Origin of the sequence: Pseudomonas vanderleydeniana, from assembly GCF_014268755.2 — a bacterium.
GTDB classification, from domain to species: Bacteria; Pseudomonadota; Gammaproteobacteria; order Pseudomonadales; family Pseudomonadaceae; genus Aquipseudomonas; species Aquipseudomonas vanderleydeniana.
Map to the genome: position 1 here is coordinate 4419696 of NZ_CP077093.1, position 24908 is coordinate 4444603.

Here is a 24908-nt window from a genome sequence, read left to right on the forward strand (position 1 = left end):
TTTGCCCATGCTCGACGCCACCTTCATCCAGCAAGCCGCCGCCCGCCTCGACCAGGCCGAACGCTCGCGCGAACAGGTTCGCCAGTTCTCGCTCGACCAACCCGACATCACCATCGAGGACGCCTATGCCATCCAGCGGGCCTGGGTCGCCAGGAAAATCGCATCCGGGCGCAAGCTGGTCGGCCACAAGATCGGCCTGACCTCGCGCGCCATGCAGGTGTCGTCGAACATCACCGAACCGGACTACGGCGCGCTGCTCGACGACATGTTCTTCGACGAAGGCAGCGACATTCCCTTCGAGCGCTTCATCGTCCCGCGGGTCGAGGTGGAACTGGCGTTCATCCTCGGCAAACCGCTCAAAGGCCCCAATTGCACGGTGTTCGACGTACTCGACGCCACCGAGTGGGTGATCCCGGCCCTGGAAATCATCGACGCACGCATCCAGCAGATCGACCCGCAAACCAAGGCCACGCGCAAGGTCTTCGACACCATCTCCGACAACGCCGCCAACGCCGGCGTGGTCATGGGCGGCCGCGCCGTGCGCCCGACCGAAATCGACCTGCGCAAGGTGCCAGCCGTGCTGTATCGCAATGGCGTGATCGAGGAATCCGGCGTCAGCGCCGCCGTGCTCAACCACCCGGCCAAGGGCGTGGCGTGGCTGGCGAACAAGCTGGCGCCGTACGACGTCACCCTGCAACCTGGGCAGATCATCCTCGGCGGCTCGTTCACCCGCCCGGTCGCCGCCAACCCGGGCGACACCTTCCACGTCGACTACGACCTGCTCGGCAGCATCGCCTGCCGCTTCGTCTGAACCGGAGGACCTGACCATGCTGATCAATACCTTCAAGGCCCGGCTCCAGGCGAAAGAACCACAGATCGGCCTCTGGCTGGGCCTGGCCGACGCCTACTGCGCAGAGCTGGCCGCCAATGCCGGCTTCGACTGGCTGCTGATCGACGGCGAGCATGCACCGAACGACCTGCGCAGCCTGCTCGGCCAGTTGCAGGCGGTCGCGCCGTATCCATCGCAGCCGATCATCCGCCCAGTGATCGGCGATACCGCGCTGATCAAGCAGGTGCTGGACATCGGCGCGCAGACCCTTTTGGTACCGATGGTGGAAACCGCGGAACAGGCCCGCGAACTGGTTCGCGCCACCCGTTACCCGCCCAACGGCATTCGTGGCGTGGGCAGTGCCCTGGCCCGCGCCTCGCGCTGGAACAGCGTACCCGGCTACCTGGACAAGGCCGATGAACAGATGTGCCTGCTGGTGCAGATCGAAAACCGCGAAGGCCTGGCCAACCTCGATGAAATCGCGGCGGTCGAAGGCGTGGACGGGGTGTTCATCGGCCCGGCCGACCTGTCGGCATCGATGGGCCATCGCGGCAATCCGGGCCATCCGGAAGTCCAGGCGGCGATCGAAGATGCCATCCTGCGGGTGGGCAAGGCCGGCAAGGCGGCAGGGATCCTGAGTGCGGATGAGAAACTGGCGCGACGCTACCTGGAGCTGGGTGCGCTGTTCGTCGCGGTGGGTGTCGATACCACGGTGCTGATGCGTGGATTGCAGACGCTGGCGGGACGCTTCAAGGATACCGAACAGCCTGCCACGTCAGGTGGCGGGGTCTACTGATCGGTTGTGTTCCGCAGGTGGCGCCCGCTGCACCGCCTCATCCGACTCAACTGACGTTACGCCTCATCTGGGTGATCAGCGTAAAACGATCATCCGGGTGCACCGTCTCGGACACCGCCATCAGCGCGCCGTCGTCATCCCGATAGTGGCGCAGAATCTTCAGCCCCGGTGAGCCCGGCTCGGCCTTCAGTGCACGGGCCAGCTCCGCCGGCAACAACACCGCCCGCACCTGCTGGTCGACCACCGCAATCGCCCGCCCGTAGCGCCGCTCGATCAGACTGGCAATCAACTGGTCCGGCTGCTCACGCGCCTGCTCGATGATCTCGGCATAGTCACGCTGGGCATACACGTCGGTCCAGCACAGCGGCGCGGCATTGTGCTGGCGGTCGACCCGAATGCTCGACACGCAGAAGTAATGCTCCCCCGGCACCAGCCCCAGGCGCGCCGCCTCACTCAGGTCGGCGACGAAGTGGCGCACGTCCTGGATCTCCCGCTGCTGGGTTTCGGCCAGGTGCGCAAGATCCGCCACGGTCGCCAGCGAGTGGGAATAGCCACCGTGGGGACTGCTGGCCTCGACCCGGGTACCCACGCGCTTGCGGCGCGACACCATGCCCTGATTGAGCAACTGGTTGATCGCCGCCCGCACCGTGTGCCGGCTCACGTCATACAGATCGCACAGTTCGAACTCGGTGGGCAGCAGGCTGCCGACCGGGTATCGGCCGCTGGCGATGCCCTCCATCAGGTCACGCGCCACCACGGCGTATCGCGCTTCGTTCATACCTTCGGTCAGTCTCGTCAATGGCACCGGTTGACAGTGTACCAGTGGCAGGGCAAGAATTATGTACGTACATATTAAATATGTCCGGTCAATAACAAACATTTCAGGACGCCTGCTCATGTCTACAACCGTTTTCGACTCCACCCTGTTCCGCGATATGTTCGGCACCGCCGAAATGCGCGGGGTGTTCTCCGACCAGGCGCTGATCGAGCGCTACATCGAGGTTGAGGTGGCGCTGGCCAAGGCCGAGGCGCGCTGTGGGGTGATCCCGGTCGAGGCGGCGGCGCAGATCGCCGAGCTGTCGCGCTATGAATCCCTGGACCTGGCGCTGATGCAGCACGAGACCGAGATCGTCGGCTACCCGATCCTGCCGCTGGTGGAGCAGTTGTCGAAACTGTGTGGCGAGGCCGGGCGCTACGTGCACTGGGGCGCCACCACCCAGGACATCATGGACACCGCCGTGGTCCTGCAGGTCCGCGCCGCCCTGGCCATCGTCGAACGTGACGTGCAGGCCGTGCGCGGCCTGCTCGCCGAGCTGGCGCAGCGCTACCGCGACACGCCGATGGCCGGCCGTACCCACCTGCAGCACGCCCTGCCGATCACCTTCGGCTACAAGTGTGCGGTGTGGCTGAGCATGTTCGACCGGCATGCCGAACGCCTGGTCGAACTGCGTCCACGGGTGGAAATCGGCCAGTTCGCCGGGGCCGCCGGCACCCTCGCCTCCCTCGGTGACAAAGGCCTTGAGGTGCAAGCCGCGTTGATGGACGAGCTGGGCCTGGGCGAACCGCAAGCCACCTGGCACGTGGCCCGCGACGGCCTGGCCGAGACCCTGAATTTCCTCGGCCTGGTCAGCGCCTCGCTGGGCAAGGTCGCGCTGGACGTGATGATGATGATGACCAGCGAACTGGGCGAAGTGTACGAACCCTTCGTCAAGGGCCGCGGCGCCAGCAGCACCATGCCGCAGAAGCGCAACCCGATCTCCTGCGAACTGATGTACGCCGCGGCCAAGGGTGTGCGCCAGCAGGCCGGGTTGATGCTCGACGCAATGATCCAGGACTTCGAGCGTTCCACCGGCCCCTGGCAGGCGGAGTGGATCGCCATTCCGGAGGCCTTCGCTCTCACCGCCGCCTCCCTCGGACAGGCGCGCTTTATGCTCGCCGGCCTTGAGGTACGCACTGAGCGCATGCGCAAGAACCTCGACATGACCCAGGGCCTGATCGTCGCCGAAGCGGTGATGATGGGCCTGGCGCCGGCACTGGGCCGTCAGGTCGCCCACGACGTGGTCTACGCCGCCTGCCGCCTCGCCAACGACCAGGGCATCAGCCTGCTCCAGGCGCTGCAGGCCCAGGGCGAAGCGACGGCCCGCCTGGACCTGGCGACCCTGGAGCGCCTGTGCGACCCGGCCAACTACCTGGGCCTGGCACCGCAGATGGTCGACCTGGCCCTGGCACGTCCAGGCGCAGTCGCCCGCTGATAGATCCGGGGCCCGGCGCTGGTGCGGGCCCCGGCTGATTCTCCAACAAGAACAATGAGAACACCGCCATGTCTTCCACCCGGAAAAAACCGCTGTACAAGGACCTGACATTCCAGGTCATCACGGCGATGCTGCTGGGCATCGCCCTGGGCTTCATCGCCCCCGAGTTCGCTGCCAAATTCAAGATACTCGGGGACATCTTCCTCAAGCTGATCAAGACCGCTGTCGCACCGCTGGTGTTCTTCACCGTGGTCCACGGGATTGCCTCGGCTGGTGATATCAAGCGGGTCGGCAAGGTCGGCTGGCGCGCCCTGGTCTACTTCGAGGTGCTGTCGACCCTGGCCCTGGCCATCGGCCTGCTGTGGGGCAACCTGATCGGCATCGGTTCGGGCATGCACGATGCGCACGCCAGCACGGCCGCCGCGGCGGCCGCCAGTGCCGCAGTCGCCAAGGGCCACGCGCCGACCTCGACCATGGAGTTCATCTACGGCATCTTCCCGGACAACTTCGTTGGCGCCTTCGCTGGTGGCCAGCTGTTGCAAGTGCTGGTGATCGCCATTCTGTTCGGCTTCGCCCTGCTGGCCCTGAAGCACGAGCGTCGCGAGGTGATCGAGAACGGCCTGAACCGCGTCTCGGAGTGTTTCTTCGAGTTCATCAACCTGATCATGAAGTTCGCCCCGCTGGGCGCGTTCGGTTCGGTGGCCTATGCCGTCGGTAGCAATGGCTCGGCGGTGCTGATATCCCTGGCCAACCTGGTGCTGATGTTCTACGTGGCGGTGGCGTTCTTCCTGTTCGTGGTGCTGGGCGCGGTGTGCCGGCTATCGGGCTTCAGCCTGTGGCGCTTTTTGCTGTACATCAAGGACGAGATCTTCATCGTACTCGGTACCGCGTCTTCGGAAAGCGCCCTGCCGCGCCTGCTGCAAAAGCTCGAACGCTTCGGCTGCTCCAAGCAGAGTGTCGGCCTGGTGCTGCCCACCGGCTACGCGTTCAACCTAGATGGCACGTCGATCTACATGTCGCTGTGCGTGCTGTTCATCGCCAACGCCTACGGCGTGCCGCTGAGCTGGGAACAACAATTGGGGATCCTGGCGATCATGCTGGTGACCTCCAAGGGCGCGGCGGCGGTATCCGGTGGCAGCTTCGTGGTGTTCGCCGCGACCGTGACCACCATTGGCGTACTGCCGGTGGAAGGCCTGGCTCTGCTGTTTGGCGTGTACCGCTTCATGTCCATGGCGATTGCCACCTGCAACACCATCGGCAACAGCGTGGCAACGGTGGTCGTGGCGAAGTGGGCGGGTGAGTTCGTGGAGCAGACCGCCCGTGAGGAGTATGCCCGGACCTTGGGTCGATCGCCGCAAGCGGCGCTTTAAGACGAAACGCCCCTCACGATTGCAATACACTGAGACTCAACTGGCAGCCCAATCCTCAACTCGCAGACCCGGTACACGGTCAAACTCGCGACGGTTATTGGTGACAACAATAAGTCCCTGGGAGCGGGCATGCCCTGCAATCATGTAATCGTAGGGGCCAATGGGTTGGCCCGCCCTGGCCAGCTCTGCACGAACCTGGCCAGTGTGTGCCGCTGCGGATTGATCATAAGCCAGCACGTCCAGGCGTGCCGCGAAGCCCTCGACATCAGCCAGATTACGCTCAGGGTTCGAGGATTTCTCGGCGCCGTAGATCAGCTCCATCAATGTGACAGTGCTGATGCACATCTGCCCATGGTGCCGCTTGAATGCCTCGCGAACCTGTTCAGGGCGATTCTTGATCGTGAAGATGCACATATTGGTATCGAGCATGAACTTGAGCATCAAAACGCCTCTCTTTCCTGGTCGGCAGGCTGCTCTCGATCAGTCATGAAATCGGCAGTGACGCCACTGTCATTGAACCAGCTATCCCAAGACTCGCCAGCCGGCGTAATGATTCGGGTACGACCGATCGCGACCACATCGACACGCTTTACTTCATCAGGAAGTGCGACAGCTTTAGGCAATCTCACTGCCTGGCTGCGGTTACTCTGAAAAACAGAACCTTGTTCCATAGTCACCTCGCGGGATATCTCAAACGTATATCCCATAGTAGTTTGATCATGGGATATGTCAACGGGATATATCAATTCCCCCGGCAGCGCAGCCCTGTCAAAAGTACAAACGCAGCCCCTCACTATTGCAACACACTGATGCTATTGTTTGGCTCACCTGCTGCCTTGGGAGACTGCGCCGGTGAGTCAAACAGCAAGCGTTCCGAAACCGTTGGACAGACGTCGTTTCAACAACCCACACCTGGCCATCAGGGCCGCCGGTGCCGATGCGGCACGCAAGGGCGGGAAGGTCTTTCATTGCCCCTACCAGCATCCGGCAATGCAATCGTCGTGGCTCAAGGGATTTTCCCAGGCGCAGCAGCTGGACCTGGATTTTCTCTAGGCCATGTATGTCCCATTCCACAGAAATACGCCGATAAACGTGCAGAGGTCGATCAACCACTGCCGGTCGGCATGAAAAATCCGATACCAGAGCTGGCACCGGATTTCCCGGAATCCCGGCCTGGGCTCAGAGGCCGGGGACAATCACGCTGCTTGCTGGTTACTCGAACAGATTCACGATGGCGTCAGACAAGGTACTTCTCTGCTTTGACCATTCACCGGTGAATTGATAGATACCATTTGCCTTCAAGTAATGCTTTATGAAGTGGAAGTGATAGTCGGCGGCGATCTGGAACAGGTACAGATCGCTTTGAATGTTTACGTAGCTGGTGCCTTTCCTTTCAATGACACCACCCAATACAGCCTTGCTATCAGGTTCCTGCAGTGTATCTATTTGCGCACCCGGTTGTTCAGGAAGAATCTTTTGCCACGCTTTTTGCGAAGTCACCCTACCAGGAATGGGAATGAACTTGGCGAGATCGCAAGGTGTCTCAATGGCTTGCCTGGCCTTACTGATATCGCTTTTAACCTGCTCGTTTATTTCCAGCTTGCGCCCCGTTTTAGCCTGGTAGAACAAACTGGTCAGTTCGACCCATGCAGCCTCGTACTCCTTCGGATTATCCCGCTCAATCGTATTGCGCGGATCTGACCAGCAAGGCTTGTAGCGGAACTTGACGGAACTGAAATCGGGGAAATGCCCGAGCCAGCCGTGCCCCAGATAACTGGTCGAATTTGGCGTGGCTTCGAAGTTTGAATTTGGAATATCGAGCGGGTTGTGACCTGGCAGCGCATTCAACACATACCCGACCGTGCTGTTCCCCACCGTTAGAACCGTGTTATTCCACCCCTTGAACGAGCCGTCATTGTAGTCGATGCTTTGTCGCCCAAGCCCAAACTTTAACGGGTTCCAGGAATCCGGGTCATAATTCACATCCCAATAGGTGTTCATGACATTGTCAAGGCCACAGTGGTCCTGGTGAGCCCAGGTATCGGCAATGACATGGGCCCTGATGCCCAGCAGAATTAGCTTGAACCTGTGTATGACGTCAGAGCGATTACTACCGAGTATCGCCGCACCACCAGCTGCCAGGCTGATGATTTTCTCCAGGCGCCCTTCGTCTCCCACACACAGGACGGTGTCCTGAATCAACCTTCTGGACAATGCACTTTGTGGTCTGTTGAGCATCCTTCCCCAAAGCAGGTCGTTCAACTTCTCTATATTGTATTTCCTTAATATGTATTCGCCTCCACGGGTATCCCTCTTGATGTGCCTGGGAATATAGCTTGCAACATCAACCCCATGGATATCTTCCCTGCTGGGTGTACCCGCCGGGTCATCGTAGTTCCCGGGAATGAAGTGATAGGTGCACCACACGCTATCTTCAGGGTGTTTGAAGGTAGACCAATATCCATGCTGAAAGGTATATCGCGGATATTCCATCTTGGCGACGACATTATAGTGAGGAGACTTCTCTGTCTCGCTCACCAATGACCAGTTGGATGCGTAATCATCCTCGTGGAAAAAATCGATAAAATTCGAGGCCTTGGCAATCAGTGTCGCATCATCCTTGCCAAATCCTGCCGACATCGCCGAGTGGAAAGTACCGTAATAGTGAAAATCCTGATCCATACCGCCTCCCTTCAAACCGTTGTTTAACACCAGTTGACTGCTCAGACTTATAACTGCACTCCCCAAATGATGTCAAACTGACATTATTCAATTAATAATCATTACTACCAAGATTACTAATAAACTGCGGCTTTTATTTCTGAGGCAAGCAGTACAGCGTCAGCTACCGGATCAGAAAAACCCGAGCGATCAGCGCCCGGGCCCTTTCGCCATCAGCCTCGTACAGCCCCTGCAAAACGGACTGATCCGTGAGCCTGTGCAGGCGAAAATGGTTGTAGAACGCCAGCCCCAACCGCTGCCCGCCAAACTGACCCTGCTCCCACAACGCCTGAAATGCCTCATGGCTGGCACGTTCTATTTCCAGCGGCGATGGAATTTTTCGGTTCATTTCCGTTCCATTTCAACAGGTGGGTAAACGGGGTGTTCATGACATCCGGGCCCGCATTCACAAAATTGAACCTCATGCGTCCATGAGAACTGTTCTCAGGTGTTTAGTGTCTATACTCACGCTACCCGTTGAATCATACCCTCCCTTGATCGCTGCACAGTCCACCAGGCACAAGACGTGAAGTATCCCGTACTGATTGCGGCGCTGTTTTGCCTGTTTGTCGGCAACTCGGCCCGGGCCGAGCGCTATGAACTCGTCACCGAGGAGTGGGCGCCGTATAACTACCTGGAGAACAACCAGCTCACCGGCATGGCCACGGAGATCGTGCACGGCATCATGGCGCGCACCGGCGATCAGTTCCGCGTGACCATGGTGCCCAGCATGCGCGCCACCCTGTCCCTGCAACACCAGCCCAGAACCATCATGTTCTCGCTGTTCCGGACTCCGGAGCGCGAGGCCTTGTACAAGTGGGTCGGCCCCATCGCCGAGGAGTCCATCCATGCCTACCAGTTGGCGACCACCCGGCAACCGGTGGACACGCTGGAGCAACTCAAGCAAGCGCCCCGCGTCACCACCCGGCATGCCGGCCTGATCCCCGACAAGCTGGAGGCGCAAGGCTTCCCGAACCTCGAGAAGAGCGCCACCGGAAGCCTGCAGCTCTATCGCATGTTGCTGGCCGGGCGCACCGAAATCGTCGTCGGCGACACCGATGCGGGCGTGGCTTATTACTGCCGTCAGTTGAATATTCCCCCAGGGGCCTTGCGACAGATCCCGGTTGAGCTTTACCACGCCTCGCTCTACATCGCCTTCAGCCTCGACTCCGATGACAAGGTGGTCGCCAGCTGGACCCACGCCCTGGAGCAGATGCGTCAGTCGGGCGAGCTGGAGCGCATCCAGAATCGTTACACAGAGCCCGCCTGGCAGTGAGGGAACCGTCGTCAGCCTATTGACCAACGGGCACGTCAGAGACTGCGCGCTCACCGCACCAAGCCTCAATGCCTTACCTTATTCCTCTCGTTCGCACTCAAGGAGAACCCGCGCATGTTCGGCACCCTACTCGGCAAACTCTTCAATCGCCCGCTGACGGAAGAAGGGTTCGTCCGGCAGTTCATCCAGGCGGTTCGCCAAGCCGGTTATCACGACACCCTTGAGTACGTGCCCGAAGAGTTTCGTCTCCTGCACGGCAACGGTGGCTACTTCAACCTGCACAACGCGTTTCGCGATTACCAGAGAGCCGACAAGCCAAAGAGGACCGCCGTGCTCAATGGCTACGTGGCCACCCTGCTCAGCACCAAGGACAAGGCCCCGCAGACCTTCGAACAGGTTCGTCCCACCTTGCGACCGGTGATACGCAACCTCGGCATGCTCGATGAGGTGCGCCTGCATCATGTGCGCAGCGAAGGTTGGGGAGCCCCCTACACGGTGACTCAACGCCCGCTGGGCAAGGACTGCGTGATGCTGCTGGCGGTCGATTCGCCCGAGTCCACGGCCACCCTGACCAAGGGCCCCGAGGAAGGCTGGGGGGTGACCCTCGACGAAGCCTTGGCGATCGCCGTGCAGAACCTGCGCGAAACCACCCCCGAAGCCTTCGAGGAAATCATCCCAGGACTGTACCTGGGCCGCTGGGGCGATGGTTACGACATCAGCCGGGTGCTGCTGCCGGATGTCCTGCAGCGAGCGCCGATCAAGGGGCGGCCGGTGTTCATGATCCCCTCCAACGACGTCTTGATGGTCACCGGTGACAAGGATGAGCCCGGCATCGGGCAGATGGTCGAGGTCGCCTTCAAGGCCATGGAGAACGGTCGTGCCGTCTCCAGCCAGATCTACACCTACCAGGACCAGCACATCGTTCCCTTCCAGGCCCAGGACGAGGCACTCAAGGCGCGCCTCGCCACCCTGGAACACCTGCTGCTCCAGGGCACCTACCACACGCAGAAAGAGCTGCTCGACAAGATCCATGAGGAACAGCAGCAGGATGTGTTCGTCGCCTCCTACATGCTCTACCAGCAATCGGAGAATGACGGCCGGACCTTCTCGATGTGCAGCTGGACCCAGGGCGTCGACAGCCTGCTGCCCAAGACCGACCGCGTGGTCCTGGTCGAGCCGCAGGCGGATGGCGGTGCCAGGACCCAGGTGTTCGAATGGAATGAGCTGGCGCCCCACGTGGGGGCGCTGCTGACACCGGCCGATGTTTATCCGCCACGGTATCGTACAGCCGGTTTCCCTGGCAGTGAGCAGTTGAAGGCGCTGACGCCGTTGGGCTGACTCCAATCCATTGCCAGCTTAGGTAGAGTCGCTGCAAGCAAAGGCTCTAAGATAACGCCTGCTATACCTGCTCTAGCGCCTTCATGCCACCAGGCTTGGTAGTGGCCTTGATCTTGTCATCTGCCTTGGTTACTGAGGCCAGGTAACCTTTTCGGCGTAATGCCTCCATCAACCGCCAATTGATATCGCTATAGCTCACCTGAATTTTCTTTACACTCGGTCCCAGCTTCTGGAGATCATTTTCCGATAACAGACTCAGCACATTTGACACATCAGACCAAGGCAGCAACGGCAAGCACTGAATCAACAGTTCGGATCGCTGATCCGAGTTGACACTCGCCTTCAACGCCAGTGCCCTCAGTACTGGCATGAACGATTTGGCAAATTTATCTTCCTGCTGATTCAATACCCCACATAGGCGCGCAAGTTCTGACCATGCTTCCGACTTACCGCGCAAGGTGTCCGCGGTTATGTGCGACCACATCTGTTTTTTCTCGGAGAGAGACGGTGCTTCGCTCTTGCTGAGAGTGATTACCGTCTCGAGAGAAAGCCCAGAAAGATCGATCTCGCCCTTGGCTGCCTCCCAATGCAAGGACAGGTAATGACCTTCGAGACGCGCACAATCGGCCGACACCACGTCTAGGATCTCAGTGCTGTAGGGCAAGAACCCCGAATCGACCAGCATTTCCCACCTGTCTACAGAAAGTAACGGGCTCAGAATCGACGGATCCTGGAAGCCAACCTCATCGAGTAACGGCTTGAGAACCTCGTTGCTCACCCCGGAACGCAAAAGATACTTCTGCATGGAGATGTCCAGACTGCTGTTGCGCCAGAAGCGACCTTTGAACGCTCGAGCATGTCGGTTCACGAAACCATCGAAGATCTGCTCATCTACGGTACCGATATCCATGCTATCGCGGTGTTTCAGGCCAGGCAGGATCTGCTTTTCAAAGAATGTCCAGATTGCCTCGCCCTTCGCTGAAATCCGGTCTGTTTCAAGCAGGCGGTCCCACAAGGCTTCTGGGACATCTGCCATTTTCTCAAACTCACAGTCCGTCTGCTCAAACAACCGCCCAACAAGTCCAGGGTGCCCGGCGACAGACTTCAAGAGCACAAGCGCTGACTCAGTTGACTCATCAAGCGTACCTGTTTGTCGCAGCAGCTCAGAAACGAATAACTCGGGTGACGTGAACAGCAATCCGTCCAACTCATCAATGCCTAGTGCGCGGATACGACGATAACTCACGACGACTTCACCCACTGAATCAGATCCAGCAACTGCCGGCGTCTGCTCCAACTCTGCCTTCCGGCATATGAGCGAAAGCATCTCCAGATTGACTTTGATGCACCCCCACTCAATGAGCTTCTTCAAATCGAGAAACTCGGTTGCCTCGCCGAGAGAGCCAAACCATACAGGGCCAAACCTCAGCCAGACCCACGCTCCCTCACTCGCTTCAAGCCCCGGTATCAGAAGCGAGACATCTTCCAAATCGTTCAAAATGGGAACAAGGCTCGTTTGCTCAGCGCTAGCAAGCTGCTCAACATCAGCGGCTTCCAGATTGTCCAAGATTGCACGGAGCAACACTTGTCTAGCGCCGGCTGCTACGAAAAATTGGGTGTCCTCAAGCAACTGGCGAAAAAGAACCGGTTCCAACCGATAGACTGCCCGAATAAACTGGGCACGATCATGGCGAGACAGCAACTCTTGGGTTGCGCGCGCCATCCTTTCAAGATGGCCGGATACGGCGCTACGTAGAATATGTGAGAGCTGTTCATCTGCCAGAGCAGGCTTGCCCGCGTGCTGAGAGCGGGTACAAAGACAGGCGATCAGGCTGACAACGATTCCTCTACCCTCATCCAGCTCATCGCTCTGCAGCTTCTCCAGTAAAACTTGAGGATTATCAACATCGGCGGTGACCTCGGGCATCACGCCACGCCTGAGCGCCAAGATCAGTTCCTTGTCACCCGGCGTTAGTGCCCCCTCGTAGAAATAGCCTGAGTAGTCAGCGTAGTCGTCCCCCAAGTACCCCGCGCGCACCAGATAACTCACAACATCCAGGCCCGGCAGTTTATCCCGAAAGACGTCCATATAACCCAGCCTGACGGCCTGAGCAAACGACATCTTACTGATGCCAGACAACTCACCCTGCAACACAGCAATCTCTTTTAGAATTTTATCGACAGATACTTCCAAAACCAAACGACGTCGTTCATAACCCGTTGAAGCGAGAAAACTACCGGACCTCACGGCGTTTTTAGAATACTCCTTATCACCGAAGGAGTCAGCCACATAAGTGCTGAGATCTATATCTTCGTTGAAAATTTTACCAAACACTTCCTCGGTCAAAAACTCCAATGCTGTGAAGCCCTTACCTTCGACCTCTACATGAGTAACCGGATCTCCACCCGTCACCTTTAGTAGAGAGAACCAGACATAGGCTCGCAATTCATCGATGTCATTCGCCAGTTCTTCCTGACGTTTCTCTTTCTGCTTGCGTAACGTCTCAATTTGCTTCTCATAGATACGGACCTGCTCGGTCTTCCAAGCATCGAGCCCTTGAATCACGTCGTAAATCGGGCCACATCGCTTGAGCAGGTCAGCGTACTCTCGTGGATGCAGGTTCCGAATTGCGACGATAGCGAAGAGCTTGTTCAGGTCGAGCGTCAAACTTCTGGCAAGGGTGTTGGAAAACATGTCGAATTCGTTGACTATATTCTTGATGAGCCGCATATCACCTATATAGTAACAAATCGTCTCTACCAGCCGGCGATCCAAGTAGGAGTCTATAGACTTATCTTTAAAGCTGCGCCCACGCAGAAGCTCAAACATTTTCTCCTGCGAGTTATCCGAATTAACTACCGGAATAACAGGAATAATGAGATCAAAAAATTTCGTTTTCTCGCCAACAGCAAACATCTCATCACGCAGAGCATAGATGAAGTAAACCGAACGCCTGACCTGCGGCGATTGCTTGATGATGAAATTGATTTCCCGCAGACGAGTGAACACATCATGAATGCCGAACCGGTCGAGGTCCTCGATTATCACGACATCAATGCTGCTGCGCTCGAAGCAATAGATGATTTCATCAATACTCTTATGCAACACAGACCCATGATGAGTGGTTTCAAGCTTTCCACCCTTCAGCGTAAAACCGTCGATGCTGAATAGAGAGATCAACCGCAACGCCGCATACAGGAAGTAGCCGAACCCCAACGCTGCAACGATAACGGCGAGGTGATCCGGGATCCACAACAAACCGTCCAATAACCAGGCAGGGACATTCTTGGAGAATTTTTCCTCGGTTGGAGCATACAGCCTAAGCCCCGCCAGAGTGAGAGCGCTATAACAGATCGTCTTAAACCAGATGTTGAGCGTCGGAGCCTGGGTGATCCGCTTCAAACGGGTCTTGGGCAGTCGCTTCGCCGGAACCGAGTACAACAACTGCTGGACGATTGTCTCCTCGATTCGTGCCAGAAGATCCGGGTCGGCTTTCGAGTCCGACTCAGCCTTTCCAGAAACGCCGGTATCATTCGAACCCGACCCGGAGTCCTCTTCATCCGCTGCCTGCCCTGAAGCGGGAGCGTTACCTGAAGCATCCTTGCCAAAGGCTGCCAGGGACACGAACGCGTAGGTGAACTCCGGGTGACGTTCAACAAAGGTACGAATCACGCTACTCTTGCCGGCGCCGTACTCACCCGTGATCGCGATATTCCTGACTTGTTCACTTGTCAGGCCATGTAACAACTCGCGCTCATAGTGATTGAACTGGTGCTGATCCAGGATAACGGGGGTGAGCGGTTCGAAGAGGTGTTCGCCCTTAGGTATCGCCAGAAAGGCCTGGCCAGCTTCGTACGCCTTTATTGCGGCCCCCTTATACCGCTTCAGCTTACCAAGCGTCTTGCGCGCCTCCATCTTGATGCAGTGATTTACCCGAAGGGCAATCACGATAAAGCGCTTGAGCATCCCTGTCTCCGACTGATGACACCTGCCAATCTGGCCGGTGCAAAAGGCCAATGATATCTCACTGATATCATTGCTCGCGACCTCTTGCCCGCCGTATCTGGGTCGCTTTTTCGCCGGAATCTGTGCATTGAGTTCTGCACGCGGGTGCCAATAATCGGTGGCCTGTTCCCTTCAGCGATGAATGACCGATGAGCACGCACACCCGCGACAAACGCCTGACCGTCCCGCAACTGGTGGCCATGAAAGACCAGCGCAGGATCGTGTCATTGACCGCCTATTCCAGCACCCTCGCCAAGGTCATCGATCCCCTGGTGGATTTCCTGCTGGTGGGTGACTCCACCGCCATGGTCGGCTACGGCCGGCCCTCGACCCTGAGCATGCGTCTGCATGAGACCATCGCCCACACCCGCGCCGTGGTCGACAGCACGCGCCTGGCCTGCGTGATCGCCGACATGCCCTTCGGCAGCTACCAGGAGTCCCACGAGCAGGCCTTTCGCAACTGTGCCCAGGTGCTCTCGCGCACCGGCTGTGCGGCCGTGAAGCTGGAGACCAACCAGGCCCTGGCCGGCACCGTGGCGTTCCTGGTGGCGCGTGGCATTCCGGTCATGGCGCATATCGGGCTGATGCCGCAGTTCGTCAACCTCATGGGCGGCTACAAGGCCCAGGGGCTGACGGAGGAAAGCGGCCGGACACTGATGGCGGATGCTCGGGCCAACCTCGAGGCCGGAGCCTTCAGCCTGCTGCTGGAAGGTGTTGCCGAACCGGTCGCCCGGGCGATCACCGCCGCCAGCGACAAGCCCACGATCGGCATCGGCGCCTCGCCGGCCTGCGATGGCCAGATACTGGTGACCGAAGACCTGCTGGGTCTGGGTGGCGAGCACGTACCGCGCTTCGTCCAGCAGTATGCCGATGTGGCCGAGGTGATTCGCCATGCCTGCACGCGGTATGCCGAGGACGTACGGGACGGCGTCTTCCCCAGCCTGCAACACTGCTATGGCGTGTAGGTCTCGTCCTGGATCGCCTTGACCAGGCCTTGCAGGGCCAGGGCGATGTCCTGGCTCCAATCCACCGTGCAGGACAGCCGCAGGCAACTGCGCCAGCGCCCCTGCAGGCTGAAGATCTCGCCCGGGGCGATGACAATGCGTTGTGCCAGCAGCCGCTCGAAGACCCGGCGCATGTCCACTGGCCGGGTCGCCTCCAGCCACAACGTGGCGCCGCCCTGGGGTTCGACAACACGCAGGCAGCCCTGTCCGTGCCGCTGGAGCAGGTCCTTCATGTGCTGTATCCGCTCAGCCAGTGTTGCGCGCAGGCGCAGTAGGTGCGAGTCGAGCCTGCCCGAGCGGTACAACTTGGCGATCGCCTTCTGGCGGATCGGCGACAGGCGAAAGGCACGTTCGAGAAACAGCCGTTGAAACGCCTCCGTAGACTGGCGGCACAGCAGGTAACCGTAAGGCGCTTCCGAGCCGATGAGCTTGTCAAAGGTGGAAAAGATCAACAGTCGATCGGGGTCGGCGAAATCACGGTAGCGGGCAACCGCGTCGTCAAAGCCGAATGCACCATAGCTGTCGTTCTCGAACAGCCAGATGCCCTGCTCGGCCAGCCAACGACAGACCTGCTGTTTGTCCTGGGCAGGCATGGCCGTACCGTGCGGCGCACTGACCGCCGAGGACAGCACCGCCAAGCGTACTGGCTCGTCCTGTAGGACCTGCTGAAACTGCGCCAGGTCAAAGCGCCCCTCGTCCTGCAGCGGGATTTCAATGACCTTCATCCGGGCGGCCTGCAGCTGTCGCAGTACCGCCCAGGAACACGGCGACTCGACCAGCGCCACCTGGCCCTCCAGATTCAATGCACGCAGCGCCAGTTCCAGGAGGCTGCGCAGGTCCGAGCCAATGAACGCGTGCTCGGCCTGCCAGTAGTCATGGGCCGATCGCGTGTAGCGCTCGGCCAAGACACTGCGCAGTTCCTGTTCACCGAATGGCTGGTACAGCGGTACCTGCGAGCGCGGGTATTGCCGGGTCAGCTCACGCTCGAGCATCAGCAGCGGCTGCTCCAGCGACAGCAGCATGGCCGGGGCATCGCTGCCCAGGGCCAGCATGCCGGGCTGGCGGGCACTGGCGAACACCCTGTCGAGCAGGTTGGGCAAGGGTTCAGGGTGCGGGGACGCCCGGGACACCCGGGTGAAATAGCCCAGTTTGGGTCGTGCCTGGACCCGCCCTTCGTCCTCGAGCAATGCATAGGCGCACTTGGTGCTCGACACCGAGACGTTCAGGCGCCGGGCCAGGTCGCGCAGCGAAGGCAATCGATGCTCAACGTCCGGGGGCAGCGCCCCGATCCAGTCGAGCAGGTAACGGTAGACGGCCTGGTAGGTATAGTTGGGCCGGGTCTTGTCAGCGGTGTCCGTACTCAATGTCATTCCCTAAAAGCTCGTCACAGCCTGCCGGCGAGGCCTACTCGCACTCCAGGCTATACCCTACCCCATACACCGACCGGATCGGATCGATCCCCGGGGTGATCGCCGTCAACTTGCGCCGCAGGTTCTTCACGTGGCTGTCCACCGTGCGATCGGCCACCACGCGGTTGTCCTGATAAATGTGGTTCATCAATTGGTCGCGCGACAGCACCAGCCCGGGCCGCTCGGCCAGCGCGGCGAGCATGCGGAACTCCACCGGGGTCAGGTCCAGGACCAGGCCCTGGTAGCGCGCCACGAAGGTCTGGGCATCCAGCTCCAGGCCAAGGCTGGTCTGCTGCGTGCCGCTGCGGCGCAGCACGGCCTTGACCCGTGCCACCAGTTCGCGTGGGGAAAACGGCTTGCAGATGTAGTCGTCAGCACCGAGCTCCAGCCCGAGCAGGCGATCGATCTCGTCGACCCGGGCCGTCATCATGATGATCGGCAAGCGGCTGAAGCCGCGCAGTTCGCGGCAGATGTCCAGGCCATCGCGACCGGGCAACATCAGGTCCAGCAGCATCAGGTCGTAGGGTTTCTGGCGAGCGGTCGGCACCACCGCCAGGCCATCGGCCAGGTGTTCGACCTCAAAGCTCGCCGCGCGCAGGTAGTCGCCGACCAGCGCGGCCAGCTTGGGTTCGTCTTCCACCAGCAGGATGCGTCCCTGACTCATGCCTCATCTCCCGCTACCGGTAGTTCCAGGCTCAACAACAGGCCGCCCATGTCCGACGCCCTGGCACTGAGTTTGCCACCGTGCACGTCGGCGATGCCACGGCAGATCGCCAGGCCCAGGCCGGTGCCACCGCTGGCGCGGTTGCGCGAACGCTCGGCGCGGTAGAAGCGCTCGAACAGCCGTTCCAGCGACGCCGCGTCCACCCCTGGCGCACTGTCCTCGCACTGCACCAGTACGCGGTCGCCCTGCTGCAGCGCGCGCAGTACGGTCTGGCCGCCGGCATCCGTGTAGCGACGGCTGTTTTCCAGCAGGTTGTGCAGCAACTGGCCCAGGCGCGACTCGTCGCCCAGCACCCACAAGGGCTGCTGCGGCAACTCCAGGCGCAACGCCAGGCCGCGTTCGGCAAAGCTGGCCCCAAAGGCCTCGACCACCACCGGCAACAACACCCGCAGGTCGATACGTTCACGGCGGTAGGTCGGCCCGCCGACCTCGGCCAAAGACAGGTCGAACAGATCGTCCACCAGCTTGGTCAGTGCCCCGACCTCGCCCTGTAGCGAACTCAAGGCGCTGGCGTCCAGCGGGCGGATGCCGTCCTCCAGGGCTTCCAGTTCGGCGCGCATCACCGCCAGCGGCGTGCGCAGTTCGTGGGAGATGTCGGCCATGAAATCACGGCGCATGCGCTCGTTGCTGGCCAGGGTCGCGGCCATGCGGTTGAAGTCGCCGGCCAGTTGCCCGGCCTCGTCCTGCGAGCGCACCGGCACCTGGATCGCATAGTCGCCGGCAGCCAACTGGTGGGTGGCGTGCGCCACCTCGCGAATCGGCCGCAGCAGCGCCCGGCTCAGCCACCAGGCAATGACCGCGGTCGCCAACAGGCAGGCCAGGCCGATCAGCAGGCTGGAACGCAGCTGGTTGAGCTGGAAACGCCGGTCGCCGACGCTGGTCACCGACTGCAACGGCGCCAGGGCCATCCAGCCGACGACACGCCCCTGGTAGTGGATAGGCCTGAGCAACATCTCTCCGGCGGCCTGGTAACCGATGATCGGCTGGCGCTGCTCGTCCAGCAGGGCAAAGCGCACGAAGGCGCCGGTGAGGTCGGAGACGGTCAATTGACTGGGGTCGAAGGTCTTGTCCGAGCGGATGTCCTCGGGGCGCAGCAGCTCGAACCACTGGTCCTTGTCGAGGCGAATGAAGTCCCAGTCGCCATGGGCGGCGTAGGCCTGCTCCACGCGCGGCACGATGCGGTCCATGCGCTCCTCGGCCTGCTGGTTGAGATAGCCGAGGAAACCGTACTTGAGGCTCAGGTACGCAGCGAACACCATGCCCAGCACGGCGAAGGCGCAGACCGCGAGCATGGCCAGGAAGAACTTGCGCGAGAGGCTGACTTTCATGGTACCGCCGGGACAATCGAAACTGCCGCCATTGAAACGCGGCGGCCCCGGTACGGCAAGGCACGCCGGCCAATCTCCCAGATTTCTCCACATTGGCTGCACATTTGCCGAGCAGGCTGAGGACTGAAAACAACCTGGTCCGGAGTCCCTCGGATGCACCTCTTCTTCGCCATGCGTTCCCCCCTGGCCCGCGCCCTGTTGCTCAGCGCCGGGCTGATCGTCCTCGACGGTTGCCGCGATACTGCACCAACCGCCCCTGCCACGCCCGTGCAGGACGTCGCGGTGTACCACGTCACCAGCGCGCCGCAGGCGCTGAGCACCACCCTGCCCGGCCGGGCCAGCGCACACCTGGTCGCGGAGATCCGTCCGCAGGTCGGCGGCATCCTGCTCAAGCGCCTGTTCACCGAAGGCGAAACGGTCAAGGCCGGCCAGGCCCTGTACCAGATCGACCCGCAGACCTACGAGGCCACCGTCGCCCAGGCCGAAGCCACCGTCAGTTCGGCCCAGGCCACGCTCAAGGCCGCCGAACTCAAGGCCAAGCGTGACGCGGACCTGGTGAAGATCGACGCCATCAGCGCCGAGGACAATGAAAGCGCCCAGTCCTCGCTGCTGCAGGCCCGCGCCAGCCTGCAGTCGGCCCAGGCCGCGCTGCGCACGGCCCGCATCAACCTGGGCTACACCCGCATCAACGCGCCGATCGCCGGCCGCACCGCCACCTCGTCGGTGACCCCGGGTGCGCTGGTCACCGCCGAACAGACCACCGCCCTGACCACGGTGCAGCAACTGGACCCGATCTACGTCGACTTCACCCAACCCAGCGGCACCCTGCTGCGTCTGAAGCGCGAGCTGGCCGAGGGCAAGCTCGCCCCCGCCGACCAGAAGGACGCGACCCGCATCAGCCTGCAACTGGAGGACGGCAGCACCTACGCCCACGAAGGCACCCTGACTTTCAACGGTGTGAGTGTCGACGAAAGCACCGGCAGCGTGACCCTGCGCGCCCTGGTGCCGAACCCGGACGGTCTGCTGCTGCCAGGCATGTACATCAAGGCCACCCTGCAGGAAGGCGTGCAACCGGATGCCATCCTGGTCCCGCAACAAGGCGTGAGCCGCGACGAACGCGGCGGCGCCACGGCGCTGGTGGTGGTCGACGGCAAGGTCGAGCAGCGCGAGCTGACCCTGGCGCGTGCGGTGGGCAACCGTTGGTGGGTCAGCAAGGGACTGGCGGTGGGCGATCAACTGATCGTCCAGGGCCTGCAGAAAGTCCGCGTCGGCCAGCAGGTGCAGGTCAGCGACGCCAACCTGACCGCGCGCAACGACCGCACTGACTGAGGCAGACACCCATGGCACGCTTTTTCATCGACCGACCGATCTTCGCCTGGGTCATCGCCATCCTGGTGATGCTCGGCGGGGTCCTGGCCATCTACCAGCTACCGCTGTCGCAATACCCCAACATCGCACCGCCACAGATTTCGCTGAACGCCACCTACACCGGTGCTTCGGCCAAGACCATGGAGGACTCGGTGACCCAGGTCATCGAGCAGCAGATGACCGGCCTGGACGGCCTGACCTACATGTCCTCCAGCAGCAGCTCGGCCGGCAGCGCCAACATCACCCTGACCTTCGCCGCCGGTACCGACATCAACACCGCGCAAATGCTGGTGCAGACCAAGCTGGAACAGGCCAAGGCGCGCCTGCCGGAAACGGTGCAGCAGCAAGGCATCGAGGTGCGCAACTCGGCCAGCGACTTCCTGATCATCGTCTCGTTGATCTCGGACAACCCCAAGGTCAGCGCCTCGGACATCAGCGACTTCATCTCCAGCACCCTGTATGACCAGATCAGCCGCGTCAGTGGGGTGGGCGAAGTGACCACACTGGGTTCCAGCTACGCCATGCGCATCTGGCTCGACCCGGACAAGCTCAAGCAATACTCGCTGATCCCCTCGGACGTGAGCAGCGCCCTCACGGCGCAGAACGTCGACACCTCCGCCGGCCAACTCGGCGCCCTGCCCGCTCGCGCCGGCCAGCAACTGAACGCCACCATCAGTGCACGCAGCAAGCTGCAGACTGCGGCGCAGTTTCGCGACCTGGTCCTCAAATACGCCAGCAACGGGGCGGTGGTCACGCTCGCCGATGTCGCCCGGGTGGAGTTGGGCAGCGAAAGCTACGATGTGATCGCCGAACACAACGGCCGCCCCACCGGCGGCATGGCCGTCAGCCTGGCCAGCGGTGCGAACGCCCTGGAAGTGTCCCAGGCGGTGCAGGCCAAGCTCGCCGAGCTGGAGAAGTTCTTTCCCAGCCGACTGCAACTGCACACCGAAGTCGCCTACAACACCGCGCCCTTCGTGAAGATTTCCATCGAGGAAGTGGTCAAGACCCTGTTCGAAGCCATCGCCCTCGTCGTGCTGATCATGTACCTGTTCCTGCAAAACCTGCGCGCCACGCTGATTCCGGCCATTGCCGTGCCGGTAGTGCTGCTGGGCACCTTCGGCGTGCTGCAACTGATGGGCTATTCGATCAACACCCTGACCCTGTTCGGCATGGTCCTGGCGATCGGCCTGCTGGTGGACGACGCCATCGTGGTGGTGGAAAACGTCGAGCGGATCATCGCCGAGCAAGGCCTGTCGCCACGGGAGGCCACCCGCCAGTCGATGCGCGAGATCAGCGGCGCACTGATCGGCATCGCCGTGGTGCTCTCGGCGGTGTTCGTGCCGATGGCTTTCTTTGGCGGCTCCACCGGGGTGATCTACCGGCAGTTCTCGGTGACCATGGTCGCGGCCATGGCACTGTCGGTACTGGTGGCCCTGACCCTGACCCCGGCGCTGTGCGCGACGCTGCTCAAGCCACACGACCACACCGATGAAGAGCGCCGCGGCTTCTTTGGCTGGTTCAACCGCACCTTCGACCGTGGCTCGCGCACGTACCAGCGCAGTGTCGGCAGCGTGCTGACACGTCCGCTGCGTGCGTTGCTGGTCTATGCGCTGGTGCTCGGCGGCGTGATGCTGATGTTCCAGAAACTGCCCACCGCGTTCCTCCCCGAAGAGGACCAGGGCATGCTGATGATGCAGGTGACCCTGCCGGTGGGCGGCACCGATGAACAGCTGCAGGCGGTGACCCGCCAGGTGCAGGACTACATGCTCAAGCAGCCGGAGGTCGACTCGATCCTCACCGTGCGCGGCCTGGGCAACGGCGGTCACGCGCAGAACGCCGGGCGCGGCTTCGTCAAGCTCAAGGACTGGAGCGAACGCCGGGGCGAGCAGCACAGCGCCTCGGCCATCGCCCAGCGGGCCAACCAGGCCCTGTCGAAGATCCTCGACGCCAATGTCTTCGTCATCGCCCCACCCGCCGTGCAGGGGCTCGGCCAGAGTTCCGGCTTCGACATCCAGCTGCAGGACCTGGCCGGGCTCGGCCACGCCCAACTGCTCAAGGCCCGTGACCAGTTCCTCCAACTGGCCGCCCAGGACCCGCGCCTGGCCGTGGTCCGCGCCCAGGGCCTGGAGGACACCCCGCAGTTGAACGTCGACATCGACGACCGCAAGGCCGGTGCCATGGGCGTTTCCGCCAGTGACATCAATACCACTCTCAGTGTGGCCATGGGCGGCAGCTACGTGAACGACTTCCTCGATGCCGGCCGCCTGAAGAAGGTCTACCTGCAGGGCGCCGCCGACCAGCGCATGCAGGCCGAAGACATCGGTCACTGGTACGTGCGCAATTCGAGCAGCAGCATGGTGCCGCTGTCGGCCTTCACCAGCACCCGCTGGAGCAGCGCCTCGCCACTGCTGGAGCGCTACAACGGCTTCGGTTCCTACGAACTGGTCGGCTCTCCTGCTCCCGGTGTCAGCTCCGGCGACGCCATGGCCGCCGTGGAAGCGATCATGACCAAGCTGCCCGAAGGCATCGGCTACGCCTGGACCGGCCAGTCCTACCAGGAACGCCTGGCCGGCAACCAGGCACCGCTGCTCTACGCCATCTCGATCCTGTTCGTGTTCCTCTGCCTGGCCGCGCTGTATGAAAGCTGGTCGGTGCCCTTCGCGGTGATGCTGGTGGTGCCGCTGGGCATTCTCGGCGCACTGCTGCTGACCGGCGTGCGCGGGCTGTCCAACGATGTCTACTTCCAGGTTGGCCTGCTGACCACCGTGGGCCTGGCGGCGAAGAACGCAATCCTCATCGTCGAGTTCGCCAAGGAGGGCTACGAGCGAGGCCAGGACCTGCTGGGCGCCACCCTGGAGGCCGTGCGCATTCGTCTGCGGCCGGTGCTGATGACGTCCCTGGCCTTCATCCTCGGCGTGCTGCCGTTGGCCCTGAGCAGCGGTGCCGGTTCGGCCGGACGCCAGGCAATCGGCACCGGCGTGCTCGGTGGCATGCTCGCCGCCACGCTGCTCGGCCTGTTCTTCATCCCCTTGTTCTACGTGCTGGTGCAACGCCTGGTCGCGCGCCGCGCTGTCGCCCACCCGGCCACCGCCGAAGGAGAAATCTGATGCGTTTCGCCCCTCTCCCCCTGCTGCTGGCGATGGTGCTGGGTGGCTGCGTGAACCTCGCTCCGGACTACCAGCGCCCCGCGGCGCCGGTGGCCGAGCAGTGGTCCACCGCCACCCCGGCCGGCCAGGTCAACGCCGATATCGCCTGGCGCGAACTGTTCATCGACAGCCGCCTGCGCGACACGGTGGCCCGCGCCCTGGCCAACAACCGCGACCTGCGGGTGGCTGCGCTGAACGTCGAGTACCAGCAGGCGCAGTACCGCATCCAGCGGGCGGCGCTGCTGCCGGCGGTTTCCGCCACGGCCAGTGGCACACGCCAACGCGCGCTGTCCGACAGCACCACCACGACCAGCAGCCAGTACAGCGTCGGCCTGGGTGTGAGCAGCTACGAGCTGGACCTGTTCGGCCGTCTGGGCAACCTCAAGGACGCCGCGCTGGAGGACTACCTGTCCCTGGAGCAGACCCGTCGCAGTACGCAGATCAGCCTGGTGGCGCAAGTCGCCAGCGCCTGGATGACCCTGGCCGCCGACCAGCAGTTGCTGACCCTGACCCGCAACACCTACGCCAGCCAGCAGAAGACCTACGCGCTGGTGCAGCAGAGCCATGGGCTGGGTGGCGAGTCCGGACTGAGCCTGGCCCAGTCGCTGAGCACTGTGGAGTCGGCCCGCGCCAACGTGGCGAACTACGAAAGCCAGGTCGAGCAGGACCGCAACGCCCTGGAGCTGCTGGTGGGTGAACGGCTGGACGACGCCCTGCTGCCCGGCGATGCTCCGCTCGATGCCGCGCTGCTGGTCAACGTCCCATCCGGCCTGCCGTCGACCCTGTTGCAACGCCGTCCCGATGTGCTTGCCGCCGAGCACACGCTCAAGTCCGCGCAGGCTGACATCGGCGCCGCCCGTGCGGCGTTCTTCCCCAGCGTGACCCTGACCGCCAGCGGCGGCAGTACCAGCAGCGAGCTGTCCGGGTTGTTCAAATCCGGCAGTCGCGCCTGGAGCCTCGCCCCGTCGATCAACCTGCCGATCTTCAACGCCGGCAGCAATCGCGCCAGTCTCGATGCGGCGAAGATCACCCGAGACATCGACGTGGCCAACTACGAGAAAACCCTGCAGACCGCGTTCAGCGAAGTCGCCAACGCCCTGTCCGTACGCAGCCACATCAACGAACGGCTGGACGCCCAGCGCAGCCTCACCCAGGCCACCGACAAGAGCTACAACCTCTCGCTGGCGCTGTACAAGCAGGGCTCCAAGAGCTTTCTCGACGTGCTCGATGCCCAGCGCTCGCTGTACTCGGCGCAGCAGACGCTGATCAGCCTGGAGCTGTCGGAGCAGGTCAACCGGGTGACCTTGTACAAGACATTGGGGGGTGGCTGGGAGGGTTGAG

20 protein-coding genes are annotated in these 24908 nt (G+C 61.6%); 11 read left to right on the forward strand and 9 right to left on the reverse strand.

Going from position 1 to position 24908, the window contains the following annotated elements; genetic code table 11:
• Window positions 1-7: 7 nt before the first annotated feature.
• Both hpaH and hpaI read left to right on the forward strand, forming a co-directional pair.
• Window positions 8-811, forward strand: coding sequence for a 2-oxo-hept-4-ene-1,7-dioate hydratase (gene hpaH, locus HU752_RS19685; RefSeq protein ID WP_186679058.1), 804 nt, complete (start codon window positions 8-10; stop codon window positions 809-811).
• Window positions 812-827: 16 nt separating this feature from the next.
• Window positions 828-1625 (forward strand): 4-hydroxy-2-oxoheptanedioate aldolase, encoded by a 798-nt coding sequence (gene hpaI / locus HU752_RS19690; RefSeq protein ID WP_437182266.1) that lies wholly within the window; start codon window positions 828-830, stop codon window positions 1623-1625.
• Between the two features lie 46 nt (window positions 1626-1671).
• Here the strand turns inward: hpaI and HU752_RS19695 are convergent, their stop codons facing one another.
• The gene (locus HU752_RS19695) at window positions 1672-2403 is read right to left on the reverse strand and encodes a GntR family transcriptional regulator (RefSeq protein ID WP_186679055.1); all 732 of its coding nucleotides are present in this window, start codon (window positions 2401-2403) and stop codon (window positions 1672-1674) included.
• Window positions 2404-2521: 118 nt separating this feature from the next.
• Between HU752_RS19695 and HU752_RS19700 the strand changes: the two genes are divergently transcribed.
• Together HU752_RS19700 and HU752_RS19705 are read left to right on the forward strand one after the other, a co-directional pair.
• Window positions 2522-3877 carry a class-II fumarase/aspartase family protein gene (locus HU752_RS19700; RefSeq protein ID WP_186679053.1) on the forward strand — a complete coding sequence of 452 codons (1356 nt, stop codon included), beginning with the start codon at window positions 2522-2524 and terminating at the stop codon, window positions 3875-3877.
• A gap of 68 nt (window positions 3878-3945) precedes the next feature.
• Complete coding sequence (locus HU752_RS19705) at window positions 3946-5247, forward strand: cation:dicarboxylate symporter family transporter (RefSeq protein WP_186679052.1); 1302 nt, start codon at window positions 3946-3948, stop codon at window positions 5245-5247.
• A gap of 36 nt (window positions 5248-5283) precedes the next feature.
• Here the strand turns inward: HU752_RS19705 and vapC are convergent, their stop codons facing one another.
• Window positions 5284-5688: a type II toxin-antitoxin system tRNA(fMet)-specific endonuclease VapC gene (vapC, locus tag HU752_RS19710; RefSeq protein WP_186679050.1), complete on the reverse strand. Its 405-nt coding sequence runs from the start codon at window positions 5686-5688 to the stop codon at window positions 5284-5286.
• Window positions 5688-5918 (reverse strand): type II toxin-antitoxin system VapB family antitoxin, encoded by a 231-nt coding sequence (gene vapB / locus HU752_RS19715; RefSeq protein WP_186679048.1) that lies wholly within the window; start codon window positions 5916-5918, stop codon window positions 5688-5690. The genes vapC and vapB overlap by 1 nt, the downstream gene beginning before the upstream one ends.
• 211 nt (window positions 5919-6129) lie before the next feature.
• On the opposite strand from vapB, the gene HU752_RS19720 reads away from it, so the two are divergent.
• On the forward strand, window positions 6130-6300 hold the full coding sequence (locus HU752_RS19720; RefSeq protein ID WP_186679046.1) for a CrpP family ICE-associated protein: 171 nt from the start codon (window positions 6130-6132) through the stop codon (window positions 6298-6300).
• A gap of 159 nt (window positions 6301-6459) precedes the next feature.
• On the opposite strand, the gene HU752_RS19725 is transcribed toward HU752_RS19720, so the two are convergent.
• Both HU752_RS19725 and HU752_RS19730 read right to left on the reverse strand, forming a co-directional pair.
• Complete coding sequence (locus tag HU752_RS19725) at window positions 6460-7929, reverse strand: DUF6765 family protein (protein ID WP_186679042.1); 1470 nt, start codon at window positions 7927-7929, stop codon at window positions 6460-6462.
• Window positions 7930-8092: 163 nt separating this feature from the next.
• Entirely contained in the window at window positions 8093-8317 is a 225-nt protein-coding gene (locus HU752_RS19730; RefSeq protein WP_186679039.1) for a hypothetical protein, read from the reverse strand.
• Window positions 8318-8494: 177 nt separating this feature from the next.
• Here HU752_RS19730 and HU752_RS19735 point away from each other — a divergent pair, with 177 nt between their 5' ends.
• Window positions 8495-9244 carry a substrate-binding periplasmic protein gene (locus HU752_RS19735; RefSeq protein WP_186679036.1) on the forward strand — a complete coding sequence of 250 codons (750 nt, stop codon included), beginning with the start codon at window positions 8495-8497 and terminating at the stop codon, window positions 9242-9244.
• Window positions 9245-9358: 114 nt separating this feature from the next.
• Complete coding sequence (locus HU752_RS19740; RefSeq protein ID WP_186679033.1) at window positions 9359-10582, forward strand: DUF1444 domain-containing protein; 1224 nt, start codon at window positions 9359-9361, stop codon at window positions 10580-10582.
• A gap of 61 nt (window positions 10583-10643) precedes the next feature.
• Here the strand turns inward: HU752_RS19740 and HU752_RS19745 are convergent, their stop codons facing one another.
• Window positions 10644-14549, reverse strand: a complete 3906-nt coding sequence (locus HU752_RS19745; protein WP_186679030.1) for a YobI family P-loop NTPase — start codon at window positions 14547-14549, stop codon at window positions 10644-10646.
• A 188-nt stretch (window positions 14550-14737) separates the two neighbouring features.
• On the opposite strand from HU752_RS19745, the gene panB reads away from it, so the two are divergent.
• Window positions 14738-15553 (forward strand): 3-methyl-2-oxobutanoate hydroxymethyltransferase, encoded by an 816-nt coding sequence (gene panB / locus HU752_RS19750; RefSeq protein WP_186679028.1) that lies wholly within the window; start codon window positions 14738-14740, stop codon window positions 15551-15553.
• On the opposite strand, the gene HU752_RS19755 is transcribed toward panB, so the two are convergent.
• From HU752_RS19755 to HU752_RS19765, 3 genes are read right to left on the reverse strand one after another with little or no spacing between them, the layout of a single operon-like run.
• Window positions 15541-16962 (reverse strand): aminotransferase-like domain-containing protein, encoded by a 1422-nt coding sequence (locus HU752_RS19755; RefSeq protein WP_186679026.1) that lies wholly within the window; start codon window positions 16960-16962, stop codon window positions 15541-15543. The two genes, panB and HU752_RS19755, sit on opposite strands and share 13 nt — an antisense overlap.
• 34 nt (window positions 16963-16996) lie before the next feature.
• Window positions 16997-17665 (reverse strand): response regulator, encoded by a 669-nt coding sequence (locus HU752_RS19760; protein ID WP_186679024.1) that lies wholly within the window; start codon window positions 17663-17665, stop codon window positions 16997-16999.
• Window positions 17662-19053 carry an ATP-binding protein gene (locus tag HU752_RS19765; protein WP_186679022.1) on the reverse strand — a complete coding sequence of 464 codons (1392 nt, stop codon included), beginning with the start codon at window positions 19051-19053 and terminating at the stop codon, window positions 17662-17664. The genes HU752_RS19760 and HU752_RS19765 overlap by 4 nt, the downstream gene beginning before the upstream one ends.
• 153 nt (window positions 19054-19206) lie before the next feature.
• Between HU752_RS19765 and HU752_RS19770 the strand changes: the two genes are divergently transcribed.
• From HU752_RS19770 to HU752_RS19780, 3 genes are read left to right on the forward strand one after another with little or no spacing between them, the layout of a single operon-like run.
• Complete coding sequence (locus HU752_RS19770) at window positions 19207-20382, forward strand: efflux RND transporter periplasmic adaptor subunit (protein ID WP_275959755.1); 1176 nt, start codon at window positions 19207-19209, stop codon at window positions 20380-20382.
• Window positions 20383-20393: 11 nt separating this feature from the next.
• Entirely contained in the window at window positions 20394-23528 is a 3135-nt protein-coding gene (locus tag HU752_RS19775; protein ID WP_186679020.1) for an efflux RND transporter permease subunit, read from the forward strand.
• Complete coding sequence (locus tag HU752_RS19780; protein ID WP_186679018.1) at window positions 23528-24907, forward strand: efflux transporter outer membrane subunit; 1380 nt, start codon at window positions 23528-23530, stop codon at window positions 24905-24907. Before HU752_RS19775 ends, HU752_RS19780 begins: the two co-directional genes overlap by 1 nt.
• Window position 24908: the final 1 nt, after the last annotated feature.

Coding starts and splice junctions, on each gene's coding strand:
- hpaH (WP_186679058.1), top strand. CDS start 8: ATGCTCGACGCCACCTTCATCCAGCAAGCCGCCGCCCGCCTCGACCAG.
- hpaI (WP_437182266.1), top strand. CDS start 828: ATGCTGATCAATACCTTCAAGGCCCGGCTCCAGGCGAAAGAACCACAG.
- HU752_RS19695 (WP_186679055.1), bottom strand. CDS start 2,403: ATGAACGAAGCGCGATACGCCGTGGTGGCGCGTGACCTGATGGAGGGC.
- HU752_RS19700 (WP_186679053.1), top strand. CDS start 2,522: ATGTCTACAACCGTTTTCGACTCCACCCTGTTCCGCGATATGTTCGGC.
- HU752_RS19705 (WP_186679052.1), top strand. CDS start 3,946: ATGTCTTCCACCCGGAAAAAACCGCTGTACAAGGACCTGACATTCCAG.
- vapC (WP_186679050.1), bottom strand. CDS start 5,688: ATGCTCAAGTTCATGCTCGATACCAATATGTGCATCTTCACGATCAAG.
- vapB (WP_186679048.1), bottom strand. CDS start 5,918: ATGGAACAAGGTTCTGTTTTTCAGAGTAACCGCAGCCAGGCAGTGAGA.
- HU752_RS19725 (WP_186679042.1), bottom strand. CDS start 7,929: ATGGATCAGGATTTTCACTATTACGGTACTTTCCACTCGGCGATGTCG.
- HU752_RS19730 (WP_186679039.1), bottom strand. CDS start 8,317: ATGAACCGAAAAATTCCATCGCCGCTGGAAATAGAACGTGCCAGCCAT.
- HU752_RS19740 (WP_186679033.1), top strand. CDS start 9,359: ATGTTCGGCACCCTACTCGGCAAACTCTTCAATCGCCCGCTGACGGAA.
- HU752_RS19745 (WP_186679030.1), bottom strand. CDS start 14,549: ATGCTCAAGCGCTTTATCGTGATTGCCCTTCGGGTAAATCACTGCATC.
- panB (WP_186679028.1), top strand. CDS start 14,738: ATGAGCACGCACACCCGCGACAAACGCCTGACCGTCCCGCAACTGGTG.
- HU752_RS19755 (WP_186679026.1), bottom strand. CDS start 16,962: ATGACATTGAGTACGGACACCGCTGACAAGACCCGGCCCAACTATACC.
- HU752_RS19760 (WP_186679024.1), bottom strand. CDS start 17,665: ATGAGTCAGGGACGCATCCTGCTGGTGGAAGACGAACCCAAGCTGGCC.
- HU752_RS19765 (WP_186679022.1), bottom strand. CDS start 19,053: ATGAAAGTCAGCCTCTCGCGCAAGTTCTTCCTGGCCATGCTCGCGGTC.
- HU752_RS19770 (WP_275959755.1), top strand. CDS start 19,207: ATGCACCTCTTCTTCGCCATGCGTTCCCCCCTGGCCCGCGCCCTGTTG.
- HU752_RS19775 (WP_186679020.1), top strand. CDS start 20,394: ATGGCACGCTTTTTCATCGACCGACCGATCTTCGCCTGGGTCATCGCC.
- HU752_RS19780 (WP_186679018.1), top strand. CDS start 23,528: ATGCGTTTCGCCCCTCTCCCCCTGCTGCTGGCGATGGTGCTGGGTGGC.